The sequence below is a fragment of the Candidatus Thiodiazotropha endoloripes genome, assembly GCF_001708965.1.
GTDB lineage: Bacteria > Pseudomonadota > Gammaproteobacteria > Chromatiales > Chromatiaceae > Thiodiazotropha > Thiodiazotropha endoloripes.
The window spans coordinates 1,046,649-1,071,775 of the sequence record NZ_LVJW01000003.1 but is presented as its reverse complement, the minus strand read 5'-3'; the positions used below and the strand labels follow the sequence as shown (position 1 = coordinate 1,071,775).

Annotated in this window: 20 protein-coding genes; all 20 read right to left on the bottom strand. The window is 49.3% G+C overall.

All coding sequences use genetic code 11. The annotated features are described in order from the left end of the window. Positions 1–11: 11 nt before the first annotated feature. Positions 12–941 (bottom strand): phosphate/phosphite/phosphonate ABC transporter substrate-binding protein, encoded by a 930-nt coding sequence (locus tag A3193_RS04850; RefSeq protein WP_069014224.1) that lies wholly within the window; start codon positions 939–941, stop codon positions 12–14. Positions 942–973: 32 nt separating this feature from the next. Continuing rightward, a complete protein-coding gene (locus tag A3193_RS04845; RefSeq protein ID WP_069014223.1) occupies positions 974–1,927 on the bottom strand; it encodes a phosphate/phosphite/phosphonate ABC transporter substrate-binding protein in 954 nt (317 codons plus the stop codon). 127 nt (positions 1,928–2,054) lie between these two features. Next, positions 2,055–2,966: a phosphate/phosphite/phosphonate ABC transporter substrate-binding protein gene (locus A3193_RS04840; protein ID WP_069014222.1), complete on the bottom strand. Its 912-nt coding sequence runs from the start codon at positions 2,964–2,966 to the stop codon at positions 2,055–2,057. 91 nt (positions 2,967–3,057) lie between these two features. After that, positions 3,058–5,379 carry a putative bifunctional diguanylate cyclase/phosphodiesterase gene (locus A3193_RS04835; RefSeq protein ID WP_162272463.1) on the bottom strand — a complete coding sequence of 774 codons (2,322 nt, stop codon included), beginning with the start codon at positions 5,377–5,379 and terminating at the stop codon, positions 3,058–3,060. A 125-nt stretch (positions 5,380–5,504) separates the two neighbouring features. Then, positions 5,505–6,395, bottom strand: a complete 891-nt coding sequence (locus A3193_RS04830) for a phosphate/phosphite/phosphonate ABC transporter substrate-binding protein (protein ID WP_069014220.1) — start codon at positions 6,393–6,395, stop codon at positions 5,505–5,507. A 22-nt stretch (positions 6,396–6,417) separates the two neighbouring features. Continuing rightward, positions 6,418–7,857 (bottom strand): TolC family protein, encoded by a 1,440-nt coding sequence (locus tag A3193_RS04825; RefSeq protein ID WP_069005058.1) that lies wholly within the window; start codon positions 7,855–7,857, stop codon positions 6,418–6,420. A 345-nt stretch (positions 7,858–8,202) separates the two neighbouring features. Beyond that, a complete protein-coding gene (locus A3193_RS04820; protein ID WP_069014219.1) occupies positions 8,203–9,861 on the bottom strand; it encodes a hypothetical protein in 1,659 nt (552 codons plus the stop codon). Positions 9,862–10,558: 697 nt separating this feature from the next. Beyond that, positions 10,559–11,179 (bottom strand): hypothetical protein, encoded by a 621-nt coding sequence (locus A3193_RS04815; RefSeq protein WP_069014218.1) that lies wholly within the window; start codon positions 11,177–11,179, stop codon positions 10,559–10,561. An 8-nt stretch (positions 11,180–11,187) separates the two neighbouring features. After that, positions 11,188–12,744, bottom strand: coding sequence for a vWA domain-containing protein (locus A3193_RS04810; protein ID WP_069014217.1), 1,557 nt, complete (start codon positions 12,742–12,744; stop codon positions 11,188–11,190). Next, on the bottom strand, positions 12,744–13,964 hold the full coding sequence (locus A3193_RS04805; RefSeq protein WP_069005054.1) for a toxic anion resistance protein: 1,221 nt from the start codon (positions 13,962–13,964) through the stop codon (positions 12,744–12,746). Before A3193_RS04805 ends, A3193_RS04810 begins: the two co-directional genes overlap by 1 nt. 23 nt (positions 13,965–13,987) lie before the next feature. Then, the gene (locus tag A3193_RS04800; protein ID WP_069005053.1) at positions 13,988–15,079 is read right to left on the bottom strand and encodes a hypothetical protein; all 1,092 of its coding nucleotides are present in this window, start codon (positions 15,077–15,079) and stop codon (positions 13,988–13,990) included. A gap of 487 nt (positions 15,080–15,566) precedes the next feature. Beyond that, positions 15,567–16,595 (bottom strand): transposase, encoded by a 1,029-nt coding sequence (locus tag A3193_RS04795; protein WP_069014216.1) that lies wholly within the window; start codon positions 16,593–16,595, stop codon positions 15,567–15,569. 50 nt (positions 16,596–16,645) lie between these two features. Next, the gene (locus tag A3193_RS04790) at positions 16,646–16,972 is read right to left on the bottom strand and encodes an SRPBCC domain-containing protein (protein ID WP_083218563.1); all 327 of its coding nucleotides are present in this window, start codon (positions 16,970–16,972) and stop codon (positions 16,646–16,648) included. 477 nt (positions 16,973–17,449) lie between these two features. Continuing rightward, positions 17,450–18,007 carry an ankyrin repeat domain-containing protein gene (locus A3193_RS04785; protein ID WP_069014215.1) on the bottom strand — a complete coding sequence of 186 codons (558 nt, stop codon included), beginning with the start codon at positions 18,005–18,007 and terminating at the stop codon, positions 17,450–17,452. 66 nt (positions 18,008–18,073) lie between these two features. Then, positions 18,074–18,589, bottom strand: a complete 516-nt coding sequence (locus tag A3193_RS04780; protein WP_069014214.1) for a tetratricopeptide repeat protein — start codon at positions 18,587–18,589, stop codon at positions 18,074–18,076. Positions 18,590–19,179: 590 nt separating this feature from the next. Beyond that, positions 19,180–19,845, bottom strand: a complete 666-nt coding sequence (locus A3193_RS04775) for a riboflavin synthase (RefSeq protein ID WP_069014213.1) — start codon at positions 19,843–19,845, stop codon at positions 19,180–19,182. A gap of 228 nt (positions 19,846–20,073) precedes the next feature. Then, positions 20,074–21,219: a bifunctional diaminohydroxyphosphoribosylaminopyrimidine deaminase/5-amino-6-(5-phosphoribosylamino)uracil reductase RibD gene (gene ribD / locus A3193_RS04770; protein ID WP_320408975.1), complete on the bottom strand. Its 1,146-nt coding sequence runs from the start codon at positions 21,217–21,219 to the stop codon at positions 20,074–20,076. Beyond that, positions 21,216–21,728, bottom strand: coding sequence for a transcriptional regulator NrdR (gene nrdR, locus A3193_RS04765; protein ID WP_068995753.1), 513 nt, complete (start codon positions 21,726–21,728; stop codon positions 21,216–21,218). Before nrdR ends, ribD begins: the two co-directional genes overlap by 4 nt. A gap of 64 nt (positions 21,729–21,792) precedes the next feature. Further along, a complete protein-coding gene (gene glyA, locus A3193_RS04760) occupies positions 21,793–23,049 on the bottom strand; it encodes a serine hydroxymethyltransferase (RefSeq protein WP_069005046.1) in 1,257 nt (418 codons plus the stop codon). A 351-nt stretch (positions 23,050–23,400) separates the two neighbouring features. Next, positions 23,401–25,014 (bottom strand): XrtA system polysaccharide chain length determinant, encoded by a 1,614-nt coding sequence (locus tag A3193_RS04755; RefSeq protein ID WP_069005045.1) that lies wholly within the window; start codon positions 25,012–25,014, stop codon positions 23,401–23,403. Positions 25,015–25,127 lie beyond the last annotated feature (113 nt).

The following is a 25,127-nucleotide window of genomic DNA, read 5'->3' as shown; positions in this document are numbered from 1 at the left end:
TGCAGGTAAAGCTATTCGAAAGCGTCATCAATTTTCTTTCTCTGCTTATTTAACAGGCTTTCATATTTCAATACCATATTACGAATCATTTCAAGTTCAAATGCAGATATTTTTATCACTCGCTTGGATTTGAACATAGACAAAAGGTGTAGCGTTCTTGGGTATTGATCCAAATTACTTGCCATCTGATCCACACGTTGTTTGAAACTTGACGGCACACGCTTATTAATACCTATTACAATTTGAATCATGGGTTCGGATGTGATCAAGGGTATGACAGCATGGCGAATCTGCGGATTGAGCTCCTGTGCAAGCTCAAAAGCCACATCTGTAACCAGTGCCGAGTCCACTTTATTGAAAAATAGATTAATGATAGCGTCATTGAGACTTTCAATATTTTGAATTTCCGAAAAATGATCTGTGGTTTGCGGCAGATTTTTCTCCAGCAGACTCATATCAAGAAACATTTTTCCAAGGTGATGGCCATAGGGAAAGGCTAATGTTTTATTTGCCAGTTGTGAAAGGGAGTTGATATTATCAGATTTTCTGACTAATAGGATTACTCTTTGCTTCAACCGATCACCAAACAGCAGGGAGTAGTGATAATCTTCATCAATCTGGTGCTCTATTTTCAGATAATCCACAGGATTAGCCAGTATTGCATCGAGATTATCTTTGCGCATTTGAGTAACCACATTTATTGGATCATCAAAATTTGTGAATTCACACGCTTTATCGATATTCTTCATGAACTCAATAAATGTCATCTCAGTGGCAATTCGTGTATCCGTGCTGTGTGTCGCATAAAACAGGCGGGACATGATACCGATAAATGCTGTATCTCTATCATAGGGATCACTTTGAGCCTGGGCTGTATGAATAGCCATGATGCCACTTAAAAGCAGTAATAACAGAATGACGCTATGAGATTTTATTTTCATGAATCACATGTATTCAAGATAGAGTGTTATGGCTATCTGGATTGAGTTAAATAGTTATATCGATCGATTAGCTGTTTTGTTGAACTGATATCAGATTGTTTTAGCTTAATGAATTTATTAGCCCGAAATAGTGATAGCAGATGTTGTATTCTTCTGTTTTCATGAGATTTACCCATGATTTCATCGATTCTTGCCCTATTTTGCTCCGAGATATTTTTATTCAGACCGATGATCTGAGGTATCATATCCTGCGATACCGCCAGGGGTTTCAGACTGGTTTTTATACGGGGATTCAGCTCCGCGGCAAGTTCGAATGCTATGTCTGAAACAAGAGCAGCATCTGTCTTATTAAAGAAAAGATCCACAATAGCGCTATTGGTATCGATCGTCTCTTGAACATTGGCGAAATATTTTTCTATTGGCGGGAAGCCATTTTCCATTAGCAGCACCTCAAGATAGGTTCTTCCCAGGAAATGTCCTGCTGGTATCGATACGGTTTTCCCACGTAGATCAGATATCATATCGAGTTTGTCAGATTTTCTAACAAGAAGTAACACTGCCTGTTCAACACGATCCCCGTAGATCAAGGTATAAAGCCTTTCCATATCAATCAAATGCTGCATATCAAGAAAGTCTATCGTATTGATAAATATCGCATCGATTCTATTATTAGCCAGATCATTTGTCAGCTTATCCTTATCCTCATAAACGACTATTTCTGATCTCATACCCATCGTGCCGAAAACTTCCCGGATGATCATATCCGTCGCAATTGTGGTGTCCGTAACATTGGCATCGAATAGGACTTTTGACATTCTGCCGAAGTATCCATTCTCTGGCATCTGAGTATACCGGTCAGGTAACTTTTCCGCTTGTACAACAAAGAACGGGCATAAAGCCAGCAACAGGACTATCACGATAAAAGGAGCAACAAACCAATGACCTTTACAAGGCCAACCAGTAGTGATTTTTCTAGCAACCATCATGCGTCATATGTTGAACTATACAATCAACATCCCTTCATTGTAGATTTGAATTTGAATAATACTTAAAACAGCCTCTTTCAGTTTTTGGTGTTGTCTGTAAATTCCTTAAAATCCTTCTTCAGATATATTAGTGAGTAGCGGAACTGATTGTTCTGCGATTTAAATCATTAAATTCTTGAAGTAATTTTCGAACCTCAGTCAGGTAATTTCCGTTTAATTTCTTGATTGCTGATATACGAAACAAGCTCATTGATTGAGCCAAGTTAGGTGAACGTTGAGTATTTAGAAAATAGGGTTCAATTTTATCGAGTTTAGACTGAGAAAAATCATCTCTTACAGCAACAACCTGATGTATCAGAGGCTCAGATACTTGAATAATACTCAATTGCTTCCGCATCTGAGGATTGAGTTCACAGGCCACTTCGTATGAAAAGTCGGTTACAAGAGCGGCATCGACTTTACCAAAAAAAAGATTGACCAATGAGGAATTGGAGTCGTTGGCTTCACGAATTTCAGAAAAAAAACGTTGCGAGACAGGATGGTTTTGGCGCATCAGTAGTACATCCAAGAACATGTTCCCAACGGCATACCCATTTGGAATACTGATTTTTTTACCTCTCAGTTCAGCCAGGCTGTCTCTTCCTGCATTACGTCTTGTAATCAGATAAAATTTTGGTTTTATATTGGGGCCATGCTGAATGATATAAGCGCCGTTCGAGTTCAGGTGCTCTTCCAACTCCAGATATTGGAGTGTATTGGTAAATACAGCATCGAGATCACCTTTCAGTAGTTTCTTCTCAACCTCCAGTTTATTTTGAAAGACATCAAGCGCAACAAATTCACCAGACTCTTTCAAGATATCATTAAGTACCAAGCTGAATGCTATTTTCGCATCGGCCACACTAATATCATAAAGTGTATCTTTACTGATACCTGCCAGGATAGTCGCATTCCGCTCACTGCCATTGACCAGAGATAATCCCTGTATCAGTATGAATGTTACGCATACAATGCTTTTTAATACACTTTTCAGTTGCATATTTATTCAGCAAACCTGTTATCTTTATCAGCCCTATGTCTTAAGTCAGCTATAGCAAGTTAATAAAAGTCAGAGCCGCATACTCCTCAAATCACTTTTTCGTGTTGATATCAGTCACAACGGCATGAGTCACACCTCGGCTGACTAAATTATAAAGCGCATTAGCACTCATCGGCTTATGGTAGTAAAAACCTTGAATGAGATGACAACCCTTCGACCTCAACCACTCCATCTGTTTTTTTTGCTCTACGCCTTCACCCACAGTGGTTATATCCAGACTGTGGGCTAACGATATGATCGATTTCACCACGGCAACAGTTCGTTTGTCATCCGGCAAACGATTGATGAAAGACTTATCAAGCTTGATCACATCAATCGGCAGTTCTGAGATATAACTCAATGAAGAAAAACCGGTTCCGAAATCATCCAAGGCCAGCTGAAAACCCATGCGTTTGAGTTGATTCAACATCGGCAGATTTTTTCCTTCCTCACTTACCAGTACATGCTCGGTAAATTCCAACTGTATTTGATGTGCTTCTATATCATATTCAACCAATCTCTCTCGCAGTCTCTCTGCATAGTTGGAATTAACCAACTCCGCGCCCGAAACATTGACGGAGACAGTGATACTCGAGTGCCATTCCTGAATCTGTCTACAGACTTGATCAAATACCCAATCACCGATAGAACGTATCAGGCCAGATTGTTCGGCTATTGGAATAAACCTCCCTGGCGGTATCATCCCCCGCTCAGGATGCTTCCATCTAAGTAAGGCTTCACAATGCTTAATGTCATTCGTTCTTTCATCAACAAATGGCTGGTAGACAAGATAGAGACCCATATCGCTAATCGATTTTCTGAGCGCACTCTCTATATCAAGATAATCACGCATGTTTTCATGCATTTCCTCAGAGAAGAAACGATAGCAGTTTTTACCGCTCTTTTTCGCAGCATACATGGCCATATCGGCATTTTTGATCAACTCTTTGGTGGTCATACCGTCATTCGGAAAGGTCACAATGCCTATGCTGGCGCTGGTCCTCAGCTCATGATCATGGATATAGACTGGCATACTGAACTTGGTCAGTATGGTGTCACACAAGCGACTGATCGCGTCATAATCGTTGGCACCGCGAATAATGGCAGTAAACTCATCGCCACCGAGACGACATATGGTATCGTCGGTTCTCAAGGAATCCTGCATTCTCCAGCCCACATCCGCCAGCACCTGGTCGCCCACTTCATGGCCCAGTGAATCATTGATAATCTTGAAATTGTCCACATCCAGAAATATCAGTGTAAAAGCGGTATTGAACATTTCCGCTTCTTCGACCGCCTCATTCATACGATCCATAAAATAACGACGATTTGGAAGCTGAGTCAGTTTATCGATATACGCCAGGGTCTCCAACTCCTGCTCAAGCTGCTTTCTTCTTGTAATATCCGAGAGGATAATGAAGAAGCCACCGGATTCCACTTCATGCAGATCAAACTTCTCGATCCGCATGGTCAGATGGTAGTTTTTTTCACTTGATTTTTTGAATGTCAAATCGGTTGTACAGTCATGAAAATCACTGCCTGAGAGTTCATTCTGCAGCTCTTTTTGTTTGCTTCGACCGATCTTTAGGTGTATGAAAAATTTCGAGAGATTCATTCCTTTGAAATCATTGGTATCTTCCCCAAAAAAATTGGTCAGCGCAGAATTTACATAGATGACTTTGCTGGTGTCATCGAATATTGCAATCGCATCATTGGTATCCTGGACAAGTCGTGCAAGCCGCCTCAGATGCCGGGTATTCTCATCCAGGCTGATTGCCATGCCGTTCAATGTATTGGCCAATAGACTGATTTCACCGATGGCATCTGTTGGCGCACGGGCTAACAGATTACCTTTTGCCAGTTGCGATGCAGTTTCCCTGAGCTTTGTTAACTGCTGAGACAGGCTCAATGAACTGCCATGCAGCAGCAGCAGGGTGATAGCAACCAACATCAGACTGAATAACAGGACATTCCTGAAATAGCTGGAAAGCAGCGATTGATACTCTGAATCAGATAAACCAATTGTAAAGTCGCCCCAGTCATAGCCGCTGATTATAATTGGTTTGGAAAACACAAATCCGCTCTTTATAACCCCTTTATCAATATTCTCTACATGATCGATCAAGTGTGAGTCTTGAGTACGTTGCAACTTCAATACGTCACGATTTGTAGCTTGTTTCAGTGACCAACCTTCCGACGTCAACTCAATGATCTCACCTTGGTGAGATGAGAAATTAATGAACAGCACTTCAGGCGTATTGTTGAGGACTTTGTTGATGTATGAAATGATAAAACTGTAATCCTCCGTATACAGCGCCTCCCCACAGGCGGCAATTGTAGAGTTGGCAAATGTATCGCCCTGACTGGCGATCATTTTGATCAGTTTATCTTGATAGATTGGCAGTAAAACCAGGGAAAACAATACATTGATTACTAGCAGGATCAGTGCAATTCGTTTAAACAGGTGTTTGAATATGGTTGATTTATTCATAGCACTGGTCATTTGACTAACAAGCTCCGATGTTCATCACTCAACTCACGAACTTCTGCCAAGGTATTGCTTTTAATCTTTCTTACTGCAGTCAGCCGAAAGGTCTTCAAGACTTGGCTCATCTTGGGGGATTCATGAACATTGAGAATATAGGGCTCTATATTCTTGATACGCTCAGGTGGAAAATCGTGGCGTACCGATACGACCTGATGAGCAAGGGGTTCTGATACATCGATCACGATCAACTGTTTCGTAAGTTGCGGATTGAGCTCACTGGCCACGTTGAAGGCATAGTCTGTGATCAAGGCAGCATCCACTTTACCAAAAAACAGATTGACCACCGCGGAGTTGGATTCCCTGGTCTCGCGTATTTCAGAAAAAAACTGATCAGTTACCGGTAGGTTCTGTCGTAACAACATCACGTCGAGGAACAACTCCCCTACCGCATGTCCTCTGGGAATACTGAGTTTCATCCCTTGCAACTGACTAAGACGGTCAATACCACTTTTACGCGTGGTTAAAAGATAGTATTGAGGTTTTATCTTCGGACCATGCTGGATAATATAGCTGCCTTTGGGATTCAAATATTCTTCGATTTCCAGGTAGTGGATCGTATTGATAAATACAGCATCGAGTTCACCGGCAATCAGCTTCCTTTCCACTTCCAGATCAGTTTTGTATATCTCAAGAACAAACTGCTCCTCAGACTCCTTGATCGCTTGATTGAATATTAGGGAGAATACGATCTTCGCATCGGTAATACTCGTATCATAGAGGGATTCCTCACTCAATCCTGCAACAATGGTAACCTTGTCATCATTGGCGATGCCCAGAGGTATCCCAAGACTCCATAGAAGAGCCCAAAGGACTATGCCACAGGCAGGTTTTCTCAATCCCATTTTCAATCCGCAAAGGTCACATTTACTCAGTGGCCTCCCTGCCCAGCAGGTAGGTGATTTCAGCCAGATGCAAGGCCTGGTCGTGTTTGGCACGATAGTGGTTGGCCCGTACCAGCGCATCCATCAGATTGGCCTCGATCACTTTTTCGGTTTTTACGGCTCCGGTTTGATAGGCCCGGCTGCTTAAATCGCGATTCTCCCGGGCAGTCTCGACTGCGGTCTGGGTGATCTCAATCTGCTGTTTTGCCGCATGTGTCTGTAGGAACAGATGTTTGATCTGTGTAGCCAGACTCTCATTCAGCAAGAGTCGCTGTTGCTCCTTCTGGTCACGCCCCACCCGGGCTGCAGAGACCCGGTGTTGGGTTCGGCCGCCTTCAAACAGTTTCATTGTGACACCGATACCCAGGGTCCAGGAGTTGCGGTTGGCATCCGTATCGAGACCACCATCCAGATCGTTGTCAAATCCACCTACCGAGGCCATCAGACCGACCATGGGGTAGTGATCGCTGGCTGCCTCCTCGATCTTCGCCTCATAGACATCGACAGCCAACTTCAACTGTTGCGCCTGGGGATTGAAATCCAGCGCCTGCTCAACCAGGTTTTCCAGGGCATCCTGCGGAATGGTCACGGCATAATCCGGATTATTGAGACGAATCTCTGCACGCCAATCCAGGCCCATGGCAAACGCCAGAGCTGCCAGGGCCGAGGCATGTTTGGAGGCAAGTTCAGCATGGGTCGCTGAAGCGAGGGTGTAGGCCAGCTTGCTTTGCAGTAGATCCAGCTTGTTGACCGAATTCGAGCCGCCCTCGTAAAACGCCTGGGTGATATCCCGTAAGGCCTCAAAGGCGATGGAAATCTCCTCGGCGAGATCCTCCAACTGCTGGGTGTAGTGGGCCGCATAAAAGTAGCGTTTCACATCCTGTACCACTTGCAGATCGGTACGGCGCACCTCTTGAGCCGCGATGTCCACTCCAAGTCTGGCCTGTTCGATCAGACTGGAGCGCTTGCCCCCGGTATAGAGGGGGTAGTTCATATCCAGTGAATAGAGGGTGGTATCCCGTCCAAGGATGTCGATCTCCTGAGCTGGCACATCCACCGGCGGCAGCATACCCGGCATCAGATCGAAACGCTGTGCGGGGTACTCAAAATTGGCTTTTTCGTCCCGCCTTTGAAAACTGGCGTTCAGACTGAGGCTCGGCCAGTAGGTGGATTTGGCCTGTTGGTACTGCTCCTCGGCGATCTGCATGGATTGCTGGGATATGGTCCTCAGGCGATTGTTTTCCAAGGCCACGGCGATTGCCTGATCGAGATCATAGGCTTTGGCGGAAGAATCCGCTGCCGATAGAGTGGGGAAAACGACCAGAAAAACAGCTGTGAACAGGCTGATTACACTTGACGTGAGCCCTTTTTTTAGCAGTTCACAGGGACCAAGCGAATGCTCCGGTAACGGCTTGATAGTCATGTTGGCCTCTGCTTTGCGTCAGGCTCCACCATGAACTCAGAACGCAGGTAGCAACTATAGGTTAACAATATTGCAACACCTTGATTTCCTTAGGCTCCCTTGCATCTAGCAGTATAATATAACCTCGTTTAATTGCATCAACAAATCGTAGAATTCTTATACGGGATGCAGGGAGATTTAAAGGCACTTCAGTAGTTATCTGTAACGATTCTCATTTTCCGATGGTCAGATCTTGTTCTGATTGTTTAGAAATTAAAAAAACGGGCTGCGCTTCGAAACAGGATCGCCAACATTGCGCCATACAAAGCCGGCTTTAAAATGATTAAAGGGCTCTGACCCCTTTAACTAGTTTTTCAATAGCTCCAACAACGTATCCAGTGCAGATTGACCCTCTGGGATTTTTGCGGGATCGACCCAGGCATGAGGTGGGCCGTCGATGACATCCAGCCAGTCAAATTCAGTTTTTTTCTCTTTAACTAAGGCGATCAGTTTCTCAGCACTCTCTCTATCAGGCAGGGCAATGGACTCTCTTCCCACGCGCTTCAGCCAGCGGTCGATCTCCGCATTGCTCAGGCAATCCCTGGCGACAGGATTGTTCTTGCAGCTGTTCTTCACCGGCTCGCGAATATAGTAATCCACCAGAGCGGCGATATTCTTGTCGCTATCCTTTTCCGGGGAGACGATGGAACAGGGGCAGCTTTCATTATCTGAATTGCTGTCTATTGGAATCGGCAACTCGATACGATAGGCGTAGGGAGAGAGGTAGTCTGCCAATGAGAAGCCACAGGGAGCTTCCGGCACGCTGCACTGGACGGCCTCGTCCCGCAGTAGTAGCAGAGTCTTGTGTACCTGATCCTGCACCACTTTCAACGCCTCAATACGCGAGTAGTCTACTGCTGCGTAAGTACCCTCCTTACTTAAGGCCTGAAACTTCTGCGTGTTCTGCAAGATATACTCGATGTCTTCATACAGGGTGGCGTACTTGGCCCAGAGATCCGCCAACAGATCCTGTTCCGAGAGATCGAGCTCGATCACCCGGTCGGGCCAGTTGGAGAGAGCGGTGTAGGGCATCAGGGTAAGGCGGTAGTAGGCGGGGAAGTCACTCGCCTCTGTGGTGATGGTCTTCAATTTACCAACCAGATCCTCCTTGCTGATCGGGATCTCATCTTTCCTGCCGCCCGATTGATAGAAACGCATGCTGACCCGGCTGCTGGCGACCTTGGCCGTACTGGCCCCACTGGCGCTGGCCTTTACGTTTGCGCCCCAGCCTGAGCCGGAAAAGCTTGTTGAAGCCGTCTTCTTTTCCTCTTTGGAACTGTTACTGACCGTGATCAACGCAGTCAATCTTGCGCCACCATAGAGGGCCGCGACATAGGCATCGCCGCAGTGGTTGAGGAACTTTGTCAGATCCCGTTGTTTGGCCAGGCGCAGGGCTTCGGAAGTCAGTCGGATGGCACCGGCGTCAGGCAGCTGCTTCTTCGTCTCAGGATCAATAATCTCTCCCCGGCTGCCGGGAATAAGCGGGGTGGCATAGCGTACGCCATTATCAACAGATACATTCAACACGAAGTTGGAGTTGAAGCTGTTGATCTTACTGCTCTTGGCGAACTTGGCGCTGCCACTGGCCTTGTAGGCGACTGTCTTGACCGATGCGGCGGCGGAGATGTTCATGCTCGACATCAGTTCACTGCTGTCGGTGATTTCCTGCATGGTCATATATTTGGTCTGGCCCTTGTCCTCTTCGATGGAGTACTCGATACAGACATTGGCTTGAGGGATGCCCTCTTCAGAGTCCCAGCCCCAGCCCACATCGACCCCGGTCTCCGGATAGTTGACGCTGACGGGTTGGGCGTGTCGGCGTTCGACCATCTCGACCGAGGTGGCTTGCGAACCTTTGCTATTCCCAGGGCCGGATGTTTGGTTATCTTCTTGCGGAGCCTCTTTGCAGGCGGTGATAAGTGTGGTGATAAACAGGAGAGGTAACAGGCCGTTGATCGATCTCATCCATTGTCCCCAATGATTGTTGTTCTATCCTGACGGTTCAAGCAAAGTCAATATGGGTCGAGTATAGTTGAGTTAGCCACTTATCTGTTTCAGATAAAGACTTATAACGAATGTGTTTATCGGTCCTAAGCAATTATCAGCAGGGCCAAAAAGGAAGGGAAGTGAGGACAGTCATCATTTGAGGTAAGGACATTTGAGGTAAGGACAGTCATCATTAGTTGGAAGCGAGTGGAGAGGGGAAGGAGTGAGGTAAGGACAGTCATCATTAGTTGGAAGCGAGTGGAGAGGGGAAGTGAGTGAGGGGAAGTGAGGACAGGCATCAGTTTAGTGAAGTGAGGACAGACATCATTTGGGAGGAAAAAGCCAACTCTCCATTTCCATTTATTTCTGTTGGAAAAACAATGGTCCCAATCGACAAATTCAGGAGGTTTTGTCGGTGATCGCCATCTAGTTGAGTGATATAGGTATGGATTTCCCGAATGAGGTAAGGACAGTCATCATTTGAGGTGTTCCAGCGGCAATATAATTGGTACTAGAGTGGCTGTCTCTTACTTTGTCTTAGATTTTTATTATGGAAATATATGAAATCCATGCACACTCACCTGCATACGACCTTGATGCTTCGTTTCATTAATGAGCCGGTAAGCAGTCTACTGATATCGGCGAGGTAGTATCGATATCAGGTAAGTCTTCAACATCAGAGCGGCAACCAGTCCTTGCCCTGGGCAAATGTCTGATCCAGAAACGCCCCTTGTATCCTGATCTTTTCAATATCCTGGTTCAGCGCGTCGTGTAGGGTTTGATTCAAGGTTGATTCAAGCTTATTCAATTGCTCAATCAGCAGCTCCCTGGCTGTTTTATTATCCTTAAGGGGATGGAATCGGGCGAAGGCCGGTGGTAGTTCAAGATAAGGAATGAGCAAATCCGGCAGATGGTGGGTTGCAGTCTGGTGAATATCGTGCACCACTTTGTCATGAGGATCGAAGCGATCCAGTCGTTTCAACAGATCACTCAGCACCAACCATACCCGGCTCAATGCATCAGCCGCCGGTGCTGATAGATGCATTATGGCATGATCGATAAACTGCTCTGCCGCCTTCATCTCATCCTCCTTGAGAAGTTGGCTATCGAGATGCATGTCAACCTGCTTGGGTGCCAATCGGTAACCTACCGCATACAGGCCCAATACGATCAAATACCAGTAGTCATCAATGAGGCCCAGAAAGAAGAGCCCGACACCCGCAAGCGCCAGGGTTGAACCCAGAATATTTGCCGTACTATAGAGATAGAACAGCCAGGATCGAGTACGTCGCTTCATTGCTGATACTACTGATAACCGCGAATTTTCTTGAAGACCTGGGAGAGACTGTGCTTGGTCGAATCGAAGGCCCTGCCGCCGGTCAGATGCGCGAGTTTCTCCATCTCCTGTTTATCGGCACCGCCAAAGATTATGGGAAAGGTAGGTATCCCAGCATAATCGTCATGGTTCTGTCGATAGAGATCACGGAAACCCCCGTAGCTGAGACCCTGGGTGTTCGCCCCGTCGGACAATAGTGCGATGGAGTAGAAACGGTCGCTATCCTGTGCCCTCGCCACTTTGGCCAGTCCATAGGCGGAGTCCAGTGCTGAGTAGATAGCCGTGCCCCCATTGGCTACCAGCTGATTGATCTCATTTCGCAACTGTTGCAGCACCGGATCGTTGCCGACCCCTGACTCGATATCAAAGGTCTGGCTCGCCATCGGTTGACTGCTGAAGGGCAGAATAATCACCTGCTCCCTGGCCCGAAAACGGGCAAACTTCCCGGTGATCGACTGATCGCCACCCGCCAGGTTGTGCATCGCCTGTTTCAACTGTTGAAGATTATCACCCCGCATGGAACCGGAAAGGTCGAGCACGAAGATTGAGGTGGAGGGCGCCCGTTGTTTATCCAGATAGGTCATCAAAATCTGGTCCACGGTCTCGACCTTGCCGGGAAAGGGGAGCTCAAGTACCACCGCGTCGGGAAAACGTTTGTCGAGAGCCACGCCGGGTATCACCGGTCGCCGGGCGGTCTCTGACATCAGCCGCTGCTGCACTGGCTGCTCTTTGAAGTAGTCGATCAGCTTGGTGAATGCCTGCTGCTTCGCTTTGTTCAATAACAATAACGGATAGTCGGCGGTAATCACACCCTCTGGCGGATAGATCAGACAGAGCGGCTCACGCAGTTGACCCGATTCATTTAAGCCAATCAACACACTCTCATAGTTGAAGATGGCATCCACCTGGTGCTGTTCGGCGACAAACTTATCCGCCAGCCAACCGGAAGAGCCGGCAGTCAGTTTATGGCCACGGGCAAAACCACTCATGGCTTCATTATCGATCATATCCGGCTGCAGGGTCTCACCGCCCGCCAGAGCACTCTGCACGCCGACCGTGGAGGAGAAGCCGCTGTTGGAGGAGGCTGGATTGGTCATTGCGTAGGTCAATTCACCCTGCGCCGCCTTGTCGGAGAACTCCTTCCAGGAGACCTGGGCGTTGTCGCACCAGCCCCAGCGGTCAGCAACACTCTTCTTCACCCCCGCCACCACAGGCGACAACATGATCTTCTCGGAACCGTGGATGAACTTCTGATTGGCCCGCCCCTCCAGCAGGGAGAGATACTTGGCATGGCTGAACCAGCCCATGTCGTAGTGAGCGCCCGACGCCAGAGTCTCCGCACCGTCCAGCGTGCCGGTGAAATGAAACTCGATCTCCACACCGGTTTCCCGTTTGATCTCATCCAGCATCGGCTTGATGTCTTTGAGTTCCGATCCGGCCAGAATGGAAACCTGCTCCACCGGACCTGAACAGCCGTTTAGCAGCAGAGTGAAAACAACAGATAGCAGCGCGAGATAGGCTTTCATCAGTTCTCTCCGATCGACAGCAGATCTTGCGATCTTTCACCGATGCTTTTTGTCTCTTCAGCCCGCACCTTGTCCACATAGGTCTTGGCCTTGTCCACGGCTGTGGTGAGGGTATCCACCGACTGCTTCATGTTATCCAGGGCCTTGATCTTATAGTTGGCCATCTCATCCATGCTCACATAGATATCCTCAAAGGCCCGCTCCAGGGCGCCGATATCCACCATCGCCGAGGAGGCCTGGGCATGGATATCACTCGACTGCTGGCGAAGCTGCCTGGCCGTTCCCTCGATCAGATCGCTGGTGGTCTTGTTCATGGCGGTAACCTGGTCGAGCACCAGCTTCTGATTGTTCAACGCCTGAGCGACCATCACAGCGGTACGCAGGGCACTCACGGTGGTGGTGGTGGCCCGGTCCACACCCTTGATCAGTTCCAGGTTGTTCTTTCTCACCATATCCAGTGCCAGATAGCCCTGGATAGCCACCGCCAACTGGGTGAGGATGTCCTGATTCTTCTGCCTTACATAGAAGAGCATCTCCTCGCGCACCACCCTGGCCTTCTCCGGATGCTGACCCTCGATCTCCGCCAGCCGGGCTTCCAGTTCGCTATCGATCTGTTTGCCCAGATAGACATACTGTTCCATGCGACCCATGGTCTCCCAAAGCTTGGTCTTTTCGATTTCCACCGCTGCATTGTCCTTGCGCAGCTCATCCTGGCCGTTATAGAGGGACTGCAGGATCTGTTGAATATGGGTTTGAGCACTTTGATACTGACGGAAGTAACCGGTCAGCTTGTTGCCCAGGGGAATGAAACCTAATAGCTTACGCGGACTCAGCAGATCACCCTTTTTCGACGGATCCAGCCCCTCAACCGTCTCCCGCAGATTGATCAGGGAGGCGGCCACCGGAGAGCGGTCACCGAAGATGCCGTTCTCACCCATGCTGTTCACTGGACGCTCAAGAAACCGGTTCGACATACTGGCGGCCTGCTTGATCTCTGCATTGCCCATGGTGTGAATCGATTCGACCTGCGCCTTGAATTCATCGCTCTGCACATCGCTGTTGAGGACCAGGTTGATGAACTCCTCAACCCGTTTGTTCAAAGCCAGCTTCTCTTCATCTGTAACCGGTACCATGGCGATCGCCTGCTCATGGGTCACTTCCCTGACCGGCTCGGGAGGTGTCAATGTCTGTGGTGGCTCCAGGGTTTCTACTTCACTCATCGATACTCTCCAAGTTTGATTGATTAGTGTGCGCCGCCATAGTGATCCCGTTCGATGGTCTGTATCATCGACTCGATCACTTCATAACTGGGTGGTTCAATCACGTTTACCAGGCTGGCTGGAACCTGCAGTTTGCGGGATTGGATGAAGCTGTCGAACCCCGCCCTGTCGCTGTTACGCCAGCCATGTTCGATCATCAAACCTTGCAGGGTCGGATCCGTGGTCAGTACCTGACCGAACTGCTCTCCTGGCTCGCTGAGCGCCACCAGCACATGCTTGGTGTAGAGAGTCGGTTCTGGATAGAGCAGCCGCATATCCCCTCTCAGCTGACTCTGACTGGCCGCATAGAGATACTGGGCCTCATAGGCCATAACCATCGGCGCCTTACCGATCCCCATGATCAGATAGTCGTTGAAGGGAACGGCGGAGCTGTGCTCCGTATAGCCCTGGCGGATGAACAGATTGGCCAACCGATCCACCAGTGCATCAGCCTGCGTAGTGTTCTCCACAACCGCTTCATCGTTGAATAGATAGGAGGCCAGAGCGAGATACATGGCCGCAGAGTTGGAGCGGCGGATATCGGTAGAGTTGATCAGAATCGATTTTCTGGCCTGGTAACTCTCATTCTGTGGCAGATCGGTCCAGCGTTTACCCTGCTCGATGATTTCGAGCAGTTTCTTCATGTCGATCAGGTAGTAGATATTGTCCCGCAACCTGGCGATGCCGTTGGCTTCGAGGATTTTGGCGATCGACTCCCAGGAGGCAACCACCATTGGCGTAAAGGCCACCTGGTAACTTTTGCGGGCCTGGTTCTCCCTGGAGATCTTCTCTGCGGCCGGCACACCGGCGGGAAAGGCAAAATCCCAGTTATTGAGATCGTGCCGGGTGGCGATTTCCCGCGATCCGGACTTCTTCACCTCAACCTCGAGACCCTTGTTTGCAAAGGCTTCGATCACCCGTGGATCCTGAAAAAAGGCCAGCTTTTCCGAGCCGATCAAGCCGCGCACTGTGACCTTGTTGAGCTGGCTCAACTGTTTATCGGCAGAAACATAGATAGCGGCAGCGACACCCACCACCAACAACCCTGTTAAAAGGGGACCGACAATCTTTCTCATCTCTACTCCAAAACCAACCGCTGAAGGCCAAACATCCTGCATACGGGCTGGCGATCCGGCCACAAGAGAGGCCAAACCTCGCCAGCAAAGGTGACTCCATATTACTGAGTTGAGTAGGTTACTCGAATATTGTTAAAGAGACGACGACCTGAGGGAACTGTCATCAAATGGTAATTTTTCTGCAATATGCTGTTCATATATGTCGTCAGCGGAAACTTATCGAGAAGAGGAAGTGAGCAGGGAAGTGAGGACAGGCATCATTGAGAGGAAGTGAGGACAGGCATCATTTGGGAGGAAAAAGCCAACTCCCCATTTCCATTTATTTCTGTTGGAAAACAATGGTCCCAATCGACAAATTCAGGAGGTTTTGTCGGTGATCGCCATCTAGTTGAGTGATATAGGTATGGATTTCCCGAACAAGGAGCTAGAAACTTCCTGCCAAAACTATTTTATTGGCATGTATGACCCAGGCTGGGTTTGAAGGATATCAGGCAGGTGATGTCTGATAGATCTGCAACGAATACCCACTCGTGCAGAACCACTTTCTGCCTCTGCCTATGGCTTGAGTAAACTGCTTAATACCTTCCCGTGTTCCTATGACCGTGGTGTAGTTTTTGCCATAGTTTTTTACGCTATCAAGCCAGGCTCTCGAGTCGATATTCAACCGCTCCAGGATTGGTGCCAGTTCTGAGGGAATAGCACCGGATTTCTCCTCTCTGATGGCTCTTCCTGCCCAATCGGTTAGCTCAAGGTAGTCTGACAGGCTAAAGTTTAAGCCTGACATTTTGTTTTGATGCTCGCCACCAACTAACGGTTCTAAGTGCTTTGGCGCTAAAATAGCTGCTTCAATACGATTCCCTGTTTGCTCAAGTGCTTTTTGATAATGTCTGATGCGATCTTGTATGGATGTAAAATCTGATTCTTCGGGTTTATCGGCTATGTTTGCCCGTATCGGGTTAAGATCAACATAACTCATACAGGTTAATAGCGCCGCATCGTCGAGAAGAGCCTGGCTTTTGAACCTACCCTCCCAGAACTTCCCAGTACAACCATCCTCTTCATTGGCTTTCCTTGCGATACCTTCATTGAGATTGCGCATGAACCAGCTGATATCGTAGAGTCTGTGCCGCCACTTCTCAATATCTTTGGCAATCACATCCAATTCGGCCTTTGTTAGCTTTACGCCATTCAGGTATCGATCAACGATAGGGCTTGGTTTGTAGAGCTTGGTCCATCGGTATATCACTTCATCATCACACCAATTTAAAGCAGACTCTCGATCGACTTTCAAAACAGTATGGGTGTGGTTGTGCATCACGGCATAGGCGCAGATAGAGATAGAGAATACCCCGTCAAGTTGCTTGAGCTTCTCCACTATCCAATCTCTACGGTGTTCAAAGCTACGGCCGGTTAACTCATCCTCTCCACAAAGAAAGGCACGTCGAACACAGCGGGATATACAATGATAATAGGGGGTTTCTTCGAGACAGATCTGTTGCTTGCGCGATATCGTCATTGCCGGCTCCTTGGCTTTTATACATTCCGTGTATGTTTTTTAACTCTATCTCACATGAATAATCTTTTCAAATGGTGAGTGTCCTTGTATTTGTTTATGAAGTCAACTGTGACCACTCTTTCATCTTCAAGTTTAAAGTGAATTGAGTCGTTTGGCACGATCTTGGTAAATACGCCTTCAAAATCGAAACCCATTGAGCCATCTTTTGCTTCCATTCGATAATTAAAGGTTCCACCAATTTCTAGATTTATTGCTGCCCTTGGGCAGCACCATTCGTCGATAGCGAAATTCCATTTCACAATGTCTTCGGGAGTAACCCACGCTTCCCATACGGAGGAAGGTGATGCTTTTACTTCAGTTTCGATAGTGATCTCCATGTGCTCTCCGATTCTTGTATAAGTGTGGCAACTAACGTTATAGCTGTGGGGCGCTTGCGAAGCAAGCGTCCAACACGAGCGCCTGGTTATGTGTGACTATCAGTTTCATTATGAGATTTAGTTTCAGTTACCATCCTGATTGATTTATATACAAGACTAACTACGCAAGCTACAAGATATGAGTGAGCTAAAGCAAAAGCACTGCTTGATTTTGATGGGGTTACCATTTTTGCGGCTTCTGTACTATTCCCAGCAAAGATTTCAATTAATACAAATAAACCAATTAACAAGATTACGGCTAGAAATAAATTGTTAAGCAATTTCTTAAATGGAAGCCTTATTAGTACTAAAGCAAGTACCACTGATAAGAGTCCCACGCCTACGTAGTGAATATCCATTTTCTCTTACACATAACGCTAACATAACCGGTGCGACGAAGGAGCATCCGGCGCCACAGGCGCGAAGTTGATGTTTTTGTTAGACACTTTGACGAACCAACTCACCAAATTCCTCATTACCTTCGGTAAGTGCAAGCTTTAACGATGATGTTCCAAATTCATTCGTATCATTCACGTCGGCTCCAGCCTCCAACAACAATTTAAAGCTTCTAAGATGACCTGAGTTGATTGCTACATAGAGTGGTGTATAATCCATATCTCCTCTTGTATTTACTTCTGCTCCATTCTCCAACAATAAACGTATGGCTCCGATATCACCCCAATATGCTGCTAAATGAAGTAGTGAATCACCATCTGCTGCCTGGTTATTAACATTTGTAATATTTTCTATACCTATATGTTCTTCGCAGTACCTAAATAAATCCTCCAGGCTTTTCCAATGTACTCGTTTTTCATAGTGGTTTCCCCAAATATTAGCATTAAAGAACCCTAATGGATCAGATGCCTGTATTAAGGATTGATATATGTGTTCAGGTATATCGAAAAATTCATGTGTCCGGTCATTCGCAATATCACCAGGAAACCCTACGGTCAATGTCCCAGTTTCTTCATTGTAAGAACACACTTTAATTTTCATGTCTAACGCTGCCTTCAGCGGAGCGGGAGCGTCAGCGACTGCGTCCGTTGTAAGGCCTGGTTAGATTTAATGCAACGATTCATATTTAGAAGGTTCGTTATTTGATTCATACCATTCCTTATATTTCAATGCCCAATCAATCCATTTATTCCTAGATTGATCCATATCTTTTGCCTCTTTTAGTACCTTTGAAAATGGTCTAGAAGGACGAAAAAGCTTAATGATTATTGCCAATATATATTTAACTACTTTAGATACTCGATAATCATCGTCTCTTGAGAGGTGAAGCCCTTTTAGAACATATTGATATGCAAGGTCATGGTTGTTTTCTTTAACATAAACTCTCGCTAGCCCCTCTAGAGCTTGAATGCATCTTTCATCGTGTGAAATAGCTAGCCCGTAGTTCTTCTTCGCATTTTTTATATCTTCTAGGTTCTCATATGCCATTCCGATCTTTGCATATCTGAACTGCTTGTGCGTTTCCTTAGAAAGTGCAACAGTTTCAATTTCAATAACTTTCTTCCATTCACCTTTACCAAACGCTCGGGCGCTTTGTAGATCTGATTTGAATGAGGCGCTCATTTCTCTTTCTGATAATCTAACAGTGGATTATGTGGACGGCTCATAAAATGTATTATGTGGACGGCACATATAACGTATTATGACGCCTTTAGTACAACTAACGATTATCCCAAGGTATCTTGCCATTTAATCCGCCTAAACACACAATTATGCGGGCAACCTGCCTTATTTCCTGCCACATTCGTGGAATAACAGGACACATGCAACACAACGTCCGGGCTGGTTGGCCTTATATCTATTTTTGGGAAGTTGAGGTTTCTTAAGAACAACCTCCCTGTCTATTGGATTATTTCCCTTTTCACTCAATCAGTTGAGAATTTTCTTGAGTATATGTCCAAATGTAATACTAAACACTGATTGAGACAAATCGCGTAATTCTTCTGTTTATTGGCTCTTATCCCGTATCGTTCTTTTCATGTGTAGAGTTAATATGTTCACCTGTTAATCAGGAGATGATGGGGGGAGATTTTTGTTTCTGTGTAGTTTGGGAGATGGCTGCGGGTAACTCCCGAAGCCTGTATCCGCCTGGAGGAAGGGTGTGGATTGTTGAGTTGGAATAACAGATGGTGAAAATTAGTAAGCCGGCTTTACTAACGACCTTTAATAAACCCTCGCTCCATCAACAGCGCTTCGGTCACACCAGCAGTATTCATCTCAGCCGCCGCCTCCCCCATCATCAACCTCTCCAGATAACGGGCAATCAGATCCACCTCAAGGTTCACCTGAGTCCCTGCCTGGTAACCATCCATAATGGTCTCCTGCAGAGTATGGGGCACCAGATTGAGCTCAAACTGGGCTCCATTAACGCCATTGACGGTAAGACTCACCCCATCAACACAGATCGATCCCTTATGGGCGATATACTTCGCCAGTTCCTTGGGTGCGGCAACGCTGAAGCGAATGGAACGAGCATCATCACTACGCGACACAATCTCCCCTACCCCATCCACATGACCACTCACCAGATGCCCACCAAGCCGGGTATTGAGGGTCAGCGCCTTCTCCAGATTGACCGGGCTTCCCGCTTTGAGTTTGTGCAGGGTGGTCAGATTGATCGTCTCCCGCGAGACATCGGCTTTGAATCCCTGCCCAGTGAGATCAATGACGGTCAGGCAGATGCCATTGGTGGCAATACTGTCACCCAGCGCCACATCATCCAGTTCAAGATTGCCGCTGTCGATTGTCAGGCGCAAATCCCCTCCCCGGCTCTCCAGTGACTGCACATGGCCAATGGCCTGGATGATTCCGGTAAACATCTTAAATCCTAGAATCCGTAGTTGAACGTGGATTTGTGTGGAATCTCAGCGTACCCGGCAAGGCGTCGTTCGCCGTTAATGGCGATTCCCTTAACAAGAACGACAACGCAGCAGGGTGCGCTGAGATTTTTCACAAATCCATGTAGCGTGAGTGGCTTCACCTGATGGGTGATGATGAAATTCATAAATAAATATAGCAAATCATTACCTTACGTCAGATTTTAGCGGTCAACTGCGGAATCTAGGTTTATCCTCGTTGATCCGGGGGGTGGCGGTGATGCGGATATCTGGGCCGATCTGTCGCACATCAGTGATGTTGAGCGACAGCCGCTGTGACATCTGCTGAATCCCGGGCAACCTGAACAGTCCCCGGGCCGAGTCGCCCATCAGGTGCGGTGCCTGGTAGATGATCAGTTCGTCGACCAGTCCCTGTTCGAGCATGGCGCCAGCCAGGGTCGCTCCCGACTCCAGCAGGATTTCGTTGATCTCCTGGTCGGCCAGAAATTGGAGCACTTCGTGCAGATCCAGACCCTGCTCCACCGCCGGTACGGTAACCACCTGAGCCCCGGCCGCCTCCAGAGCGATGCCATGGGTCGGATTGTCATCGCTGCAGACCACCAGAGTTTGTCCAGGCAGGTTCAGCATCCTGGCGCTGGCCGGGGTTTGCAGCTGCGGATCGAGTACCACCCGCACCGGGCCGGGGATCTGCAGATCCTCATCGATGCCCAGTTCACTGTGGCTGATGCGCACATTCATTGAGGGATCATCCGCGAGCAGGGTACCGACGCCGGTAAGGATGGCGTTGCTGGCGGCACGCAGTTTGTGTACATCGACCCGCGACTCGGCGGAGGTGATCCACTGGCTCTCACCATTGGCCATGGCGGTTCGGCCATCCAGGCTCATGCCCATCTTACAACGCACATAGGGCAGCCCCTGTCGCATGCGTTTGATGAAACCGGGATTGAGGGCGGCAGCCTGGGTTTCGAGTACGCCGCTGACGACCTCGATACCGGCCTGTTTCAACTGTTCGAATCCTTTGCCGGCCACCTTGGGGTTGGGATCGGTCATGGCGGCCACCACCCGTTTGACCCCCGCCTCGATCAAACCTTCGGTACAGGGTGGAGTCCGACCCTGATGACAACAGGGTTCCAGGGTGACATAGGCGGTGGCGCCCCGGGCCGCCTCTCCCGCATCAGCCAGAGCGTTGCGCTCCGCATGGAGTTCTCCGGCCCGGCGATGGTAGCCCTCACCGACGATCTCCCCATCCTTGACCAGCACACAACCCACTCTGGGATTGGGCTGGGTGGTGTACCAGCCCCGCTTCGCCAGTTGGATGGCGCGCCCCATATAGCGATGGTCGAGATCACTGCTCAAGACTTTTTTTCCTCATCAGGCAACAGATCCATCTGGCGACGCCGGGTCTCCGGGCTGGGTTGCTGTTCGAGGCGCTCGATCTCTTCGCGGAAGGCGTTGACATCCTCGAACTTGCGGTAGACCGAGGCGAAGCGCACATAGGCCACCTGGTCGAGCTGCTTCAGCTCCTCCATCACCAGTTCACCGATCGCCAGGGAGTTGATCTCCCGCTCCCCGCCCGCCATCAGCTTGCGGGTGATGTGGTTGATCGCCGCATCGACCTGATCGGCACTGACGGCCCGCTTCTCCAGAGCCCGATCCATACCGGCGCGGAGTTTGCGGCCATCGAAATGGACCCGGCTGCCATCCTGCTTGACGACCCAGGGGAGATTGAGTTCAGCGGTTTCGTAGGTGGTGAAGCGCTCTTTGCAGACCGTGCACTCCCGGCGCCGGCGGATCTGGTCACCCTCTCCCGCCAGGCGGGAGTCGATCACCTTGGTATCCTGGGCACCACAGAATGGACAGCGCATCGCTCTTTATCGGTTGCGGCAGTCCGGGCGCCTGTTAAGCACCCGGTTGCGTTTGGATTGATGGTCAGTCGGCATAGACCGGATGCTTGGCGCAGATGTCCAGCACTTTGGCCTTGACCGCTTCGATCACCGCTTCGTCGCCCCGGCCATCGATCACATCGCACATCCAGCCGGCCAGCTCCACACACTCGGACTTGTTGAAGCCGCGGGTGGTCACCGCCGGTGTGCCGACCCGAATGCCGGAGGTGACAAAGGGTGACTGGGGATCGTTGGGCACCGCATTTTTATTCACGGTGATGTTGGACGCGCCAAGCCAGGCATCCACATCCTTACCGGTCAGGCCCGCTTCGATGAAGCTGACCAGGAACAGATGGTCGTCGGTGCCCTTGGAAACCACATCGTAACCCCGATCCATGAAGACCTGGGCCATGGCGCGGGCATTGTCGATCACCTGACGCTGATAGGTTTTGTACTCCGGCTCCATCGCCTCTTTGAAGGCCACCGCCTTGGCAGCGATCACATGCATCAGCGGACCACCCTGAATGCCGGGGAAGACCAGCGAGTTGAGCTTCTTCTCAATCTCTGGATTGGACTTGGCCAGGATCAGACCGCCGCGGGGACCGCGCAGGGTTTTATGTGTGGTGGTGGTAGTGACATCGGCGATCTGCACCGGGCTGGGGTAGTGCCCTGCCGCGATCAGACCGGCCACATGGGCCATGTCGACAAACAGATAGGCACCGATTTCATCGGCAATATCGCGGAATCGTTTCCAGTCGACGACCCGTGAGTAGGCGGAGAAACCGGCCACGATCATCTTCGGCTTGTGCTCTCTGGCGAGACGATCAACTTCATCGTAATCGATCTCGCCGGTCTCCGGATTCAGGCCGTACTGCACCGCGTTGTAGATCTTGCCGGAGAAGTTGGGCTTGGCGCCGTGGGTCAGATGGCCACCGTGGGCCAGACTCATACCGAGGATGGTATCCCCCGGCTGACAAAGCGCCATATAGACCGCCGCATTGGCCTGGGAGCCGGAGTGGGGTTGCACATTGGCATAGTCGGCATCGAACAGGGCTTTGGCCCGGTCGATCGCCAGCTGCTCGGCAACATCCACATTTTCACAGCCACCGTAGTAACGTTTGGCGGGATAACCTTCGGCGTATTTGTTGGTCATCACCCCGCCTTGTGCCTGCATCACCCGAGGGCTGGTGTAGTTTTCAGACGCTATCAGCTCGATGTGCTCTTCCTGACGACGCTCTTCGGCCTCAATGGCTGCCCAAAGTTCATCATCGTAACCTTGAATCTGCATACTCTTATTGAACATATCGCCCTCTTCTACTGCGCTCTGGATTGCCCCAGGCGGAAAACCTTCTGTTAATGGTGTTATCTTTATTTGTGCATCCTACCAACGGGATTCCGTAATCGTGGCACCATCGGTTGCTGCAACAGACATTGACAGCGCTTCGATCACAAAGCTCCGGATCGATCCTGCTGACCCGTGGAGCAAAGGCGGAATATATCAAAGTTCGGGTTCTGAGTCCTGCCTGGGAGTACTCCTGAAATCCCCGTTTTAATCAAGGAATGGTGGGACGATCCTTTTGCAGCTCGCTCGCTGCAAACCGGCGCTCAATCCACTGCCCGCTATGGCTCTGAATTGAACGCCTGAGGACCTCGACTAATTGCCAAACAGTCCACTCTGCTGGAGGATCAGCAGGATATCGTCCCGCAAGCCGAACATATAGACGGCAACAATGCCGATGAACAGCAGGATCAACAGGACGAACATGGTTATGAAGCCACTGATCGCCACCCGCCGTCTGGTCTTCACTTTATCGGTCATAACTCTTGAGACCTGACCCACTACCGGAAACTCGAGCTCGGTGCCGAGGGTCCGCATGTCGAAATAGACCGGTTTCAACTGAGACAGCAGGAAGGCCAGGGCGCCACCGATACCGAGTGCGGCGATCAGCACGCCAATGGTCAACAGCAGCCGTTTGGGTCCTACCGGCAGCAAGGGGACTTTCGGCGGCTCGACCACGCGGAACTTCAGATTGTCGCCCGCCTCGTCGGCCCGCTCGGACATCTTCGCCGATTCGAGTCGCTGGACCAGCTCCTGATAGTTCGTCTTGTTGATGTTGTAGTCGCGGTTGAGACGGGTCAGCTCCGCTTCCACCTTGGGCAGGGTATCGAGTTTCTTTCTGATCTCGTCGACCCGATCCTGATACTCATCGTTGCGCAGGCGTATCGCCCTTAAGTCGACTTCAGACTGACGATAGGCAAGCTTCAGCTCTTCCAGTGCGGAAGAGACGCCAGGTGTGGTGTTGGAAATCGGAGCCACCGTGGTCACCGGTTGACTGGCGGCCTGCTTTCTCAGTTCTTCGATCTTCGATTTCAGCTCCTGTACATTCGGATGCTGATCCGTATAGCGCAGCAGCAGTTCATCCAGGCGGGTCTGCATCGCCAGCAGGCGCTGCCCCATTGGTGATGAGGATGCCGCCGAAAGCCCCAGACTCTCCTGGCGACGCTGCTCCTCAGCCAGGGTTGTGTTGTATTGATTCTTCAGCTCATCCCGTCGGATTCTCGCCTCTTTGTACTCCAGCTGAACCGTCTCCAGATCCGCCCGGGCGGACTCCAGACGGGCGAAGATGCCGCCACTCTCCCTGGGCAGGGTATCGACGTTTTTGCGTTTGAATTCGGTCAGTTTGTTTTCCGCTTCGACCAGACGGGACTCATACTCGACGATCTGTTTCTGCAAAAAATCCTGGGCCGCATCCGATTCGATGCGGGTGTCGCCCAGGGCGCTTTCAACGAAGATATCCAGCAGCACCTTCACCACCCGCTGTGCCATGAAGCGGTCGTCGTATTCGAAGGCAATGGTGTAGAAGTTCTCTGTCTCCCGGGTGCCGGGAATGGTGCGGCGATTGACATCGACCACGATGGTTTGTCTCAACCAGTCGATCAGCTTCTCTTCCTCCTCACGGGAAGAGGCCTTGTGATCCATGTCGGTCAGCATCAGCAGCTTTTTCAGATTCTCATGACTCAGCAGAGTGCGGGTCATCAGATGCAGACGCTGGTTCATGTCGTTCTGTACAGCCAATCCCTGCAGCAGCGGACGCAGCACGCTCTCCGTATCCACATAGACCTTGGCTTCCGACTCATATTTCGAGGGCATCGAAAAGACCACGGCCCAGCCGATCAGCGCCACAATCCAGGAAACGGCAATCGCCTGCCAGCGGAAACGCCAGGCTGAGCGGATATAGTTCTTTATCTTGTAAATAATTTCGTTCATCTAACCCTGCTACTACAGTTTGTCCTGATCATGTGACTGCAGAAAATGAGCGATCCTTTTCATAATGATTTCGGATCCGATATGACTGTCTGACTGAAGCTGGCATTCTAAAG

Bases quoted from the DNA above. Each gene is read 5' to 3' on its own strand.
- A3193_RS04850 (WP_069014224.1), bottom strand. From the start codon at position 941: ATGAAAATAAAATCTCATAGCGTCATTCTGTTATTACTGCTTTTAAGT.
- A3193_RS04845 (WP_069014223.1), bottom strand. From the start codon at position 1,927: ATGATGGTTGCTAGAAAAATCACTACTGGTTGGCCTTGTAAAGGTCAT.
- A3193_RS04840 (WP_069014222.1), bottom strand. From the start codon at position 2,966: ATGCAACTGAAAAGTGTATTAAAAAGCATTGTATGCGTAACATTCATA.
- A3193_RS04835 (WP_162272463.1), bottom strand. From the start codon at position 5,379: ATGATCGCCAGTCAGGGCGATACATTTGCCAACTCTACAATTGCCGCC.
- A3193_RS04830 (WP_069014220.1), bottom strand. From the start codon at position 6,395: ATGGGATTGAGAAAACCTGCCTGTGGCATAGTCCTTTGGGCTCTTCTA.
- A3193_RS04825 (WP_069005058.1), bottom strand. From the start codon at position 7,857: ATGACTATCAAGCCGTTACCGGAGCATTCGCTTGGTCCCTGTGAACTG.
- A3193_RS04820 (WP_069014219.1), bottom strand. From the start codon at position 9,861: ATGAGATCGATCAACGGCCTGTTACCTCTCCTGTTTATCACCACACTT.
- A3193_RS04815 (WP_069014218.1), bottom strand. From the start codon at position 11,179: ATGAAGCGACGTACTCGATCCTGGCTGTTCTATCTCTATAGTACGGCA.
- A3193_RS04810 (WP_069014217.1), bottom strand. From the start codon at position 12,744: ATGAAAGCCTATCTCGCGCTGCTATCTGTTGTTTTCACTCTGCTGCTA.
- A3193_RS04805 (WP_069005054.1), bottom strand. From the start codon at position 13,964: ATGAGTGAAGTAGAAACCCTGGAGCCACCACAGACATTGACACCTCCC.
- A3193_RS04800 (WP_069005053.1), bottom strand. From the start codon at position 15,079: ATGAGAAAGATTGTCGGTCCCCTTTTAACAGGGTTGTTGGTGGTGGGT.
- A3193_RS04795 (WP_069014216.1), bottom strand. From the start codon at position 16,595: ATGACGATATCGCGCAAGCAACAGATCTGTCTCGAAGAAACCCCCTAT.
- A3193_RS04790 (WP_083218563.1), bottom strand. From the start codon at position 16,972: ATGGAGATCACTATCGAAACTGAAGTAAAAGCATCACCTTCCTCCGTA.
- A3193_RS04785 (WP_069014215.1), bottom strand. From the start codon at position 18,007: ATGAAAATTAAAGTGTGTTCTTACAATGAAGAAACTGGGACATTGACC.
- A3193_RS04780 (WP_069014214.1), bottom strand. From the start codon at position 18,589: ATGAGCGCCTCATTCAAATCAGATCTACAAAGCGCCCGAGCGTTTGGT.
- A3193_RS04775 (WP_069014213.1), bottom strand. From the start codon at position 19,845: ATGTTTACCGGAATCATCCAGGCCATTGGCCATGTGCAGTCACTGGAG.
- nrdR (WP_068995753.1), bottom strand. From the start codon at position 21,728: ATGCGCTGTCCATTCTGTGGTGCCCAGGATACCAAGGTGATCGACTCC.
- glyA (WP_069005046.1), bottom strand. From the start codon at position 23,049: ATGTTCAATAAGAGTATGCAGATTCAAGGTTACGATGATGAACTTTGG.
- A3193_RS04755 (WP_069005045.1), bottom strand. From the start codon at position 25,014: ATGAACGAAATTATTTACAAGATAAAGAACTATATCCGCTCAGCCTGG.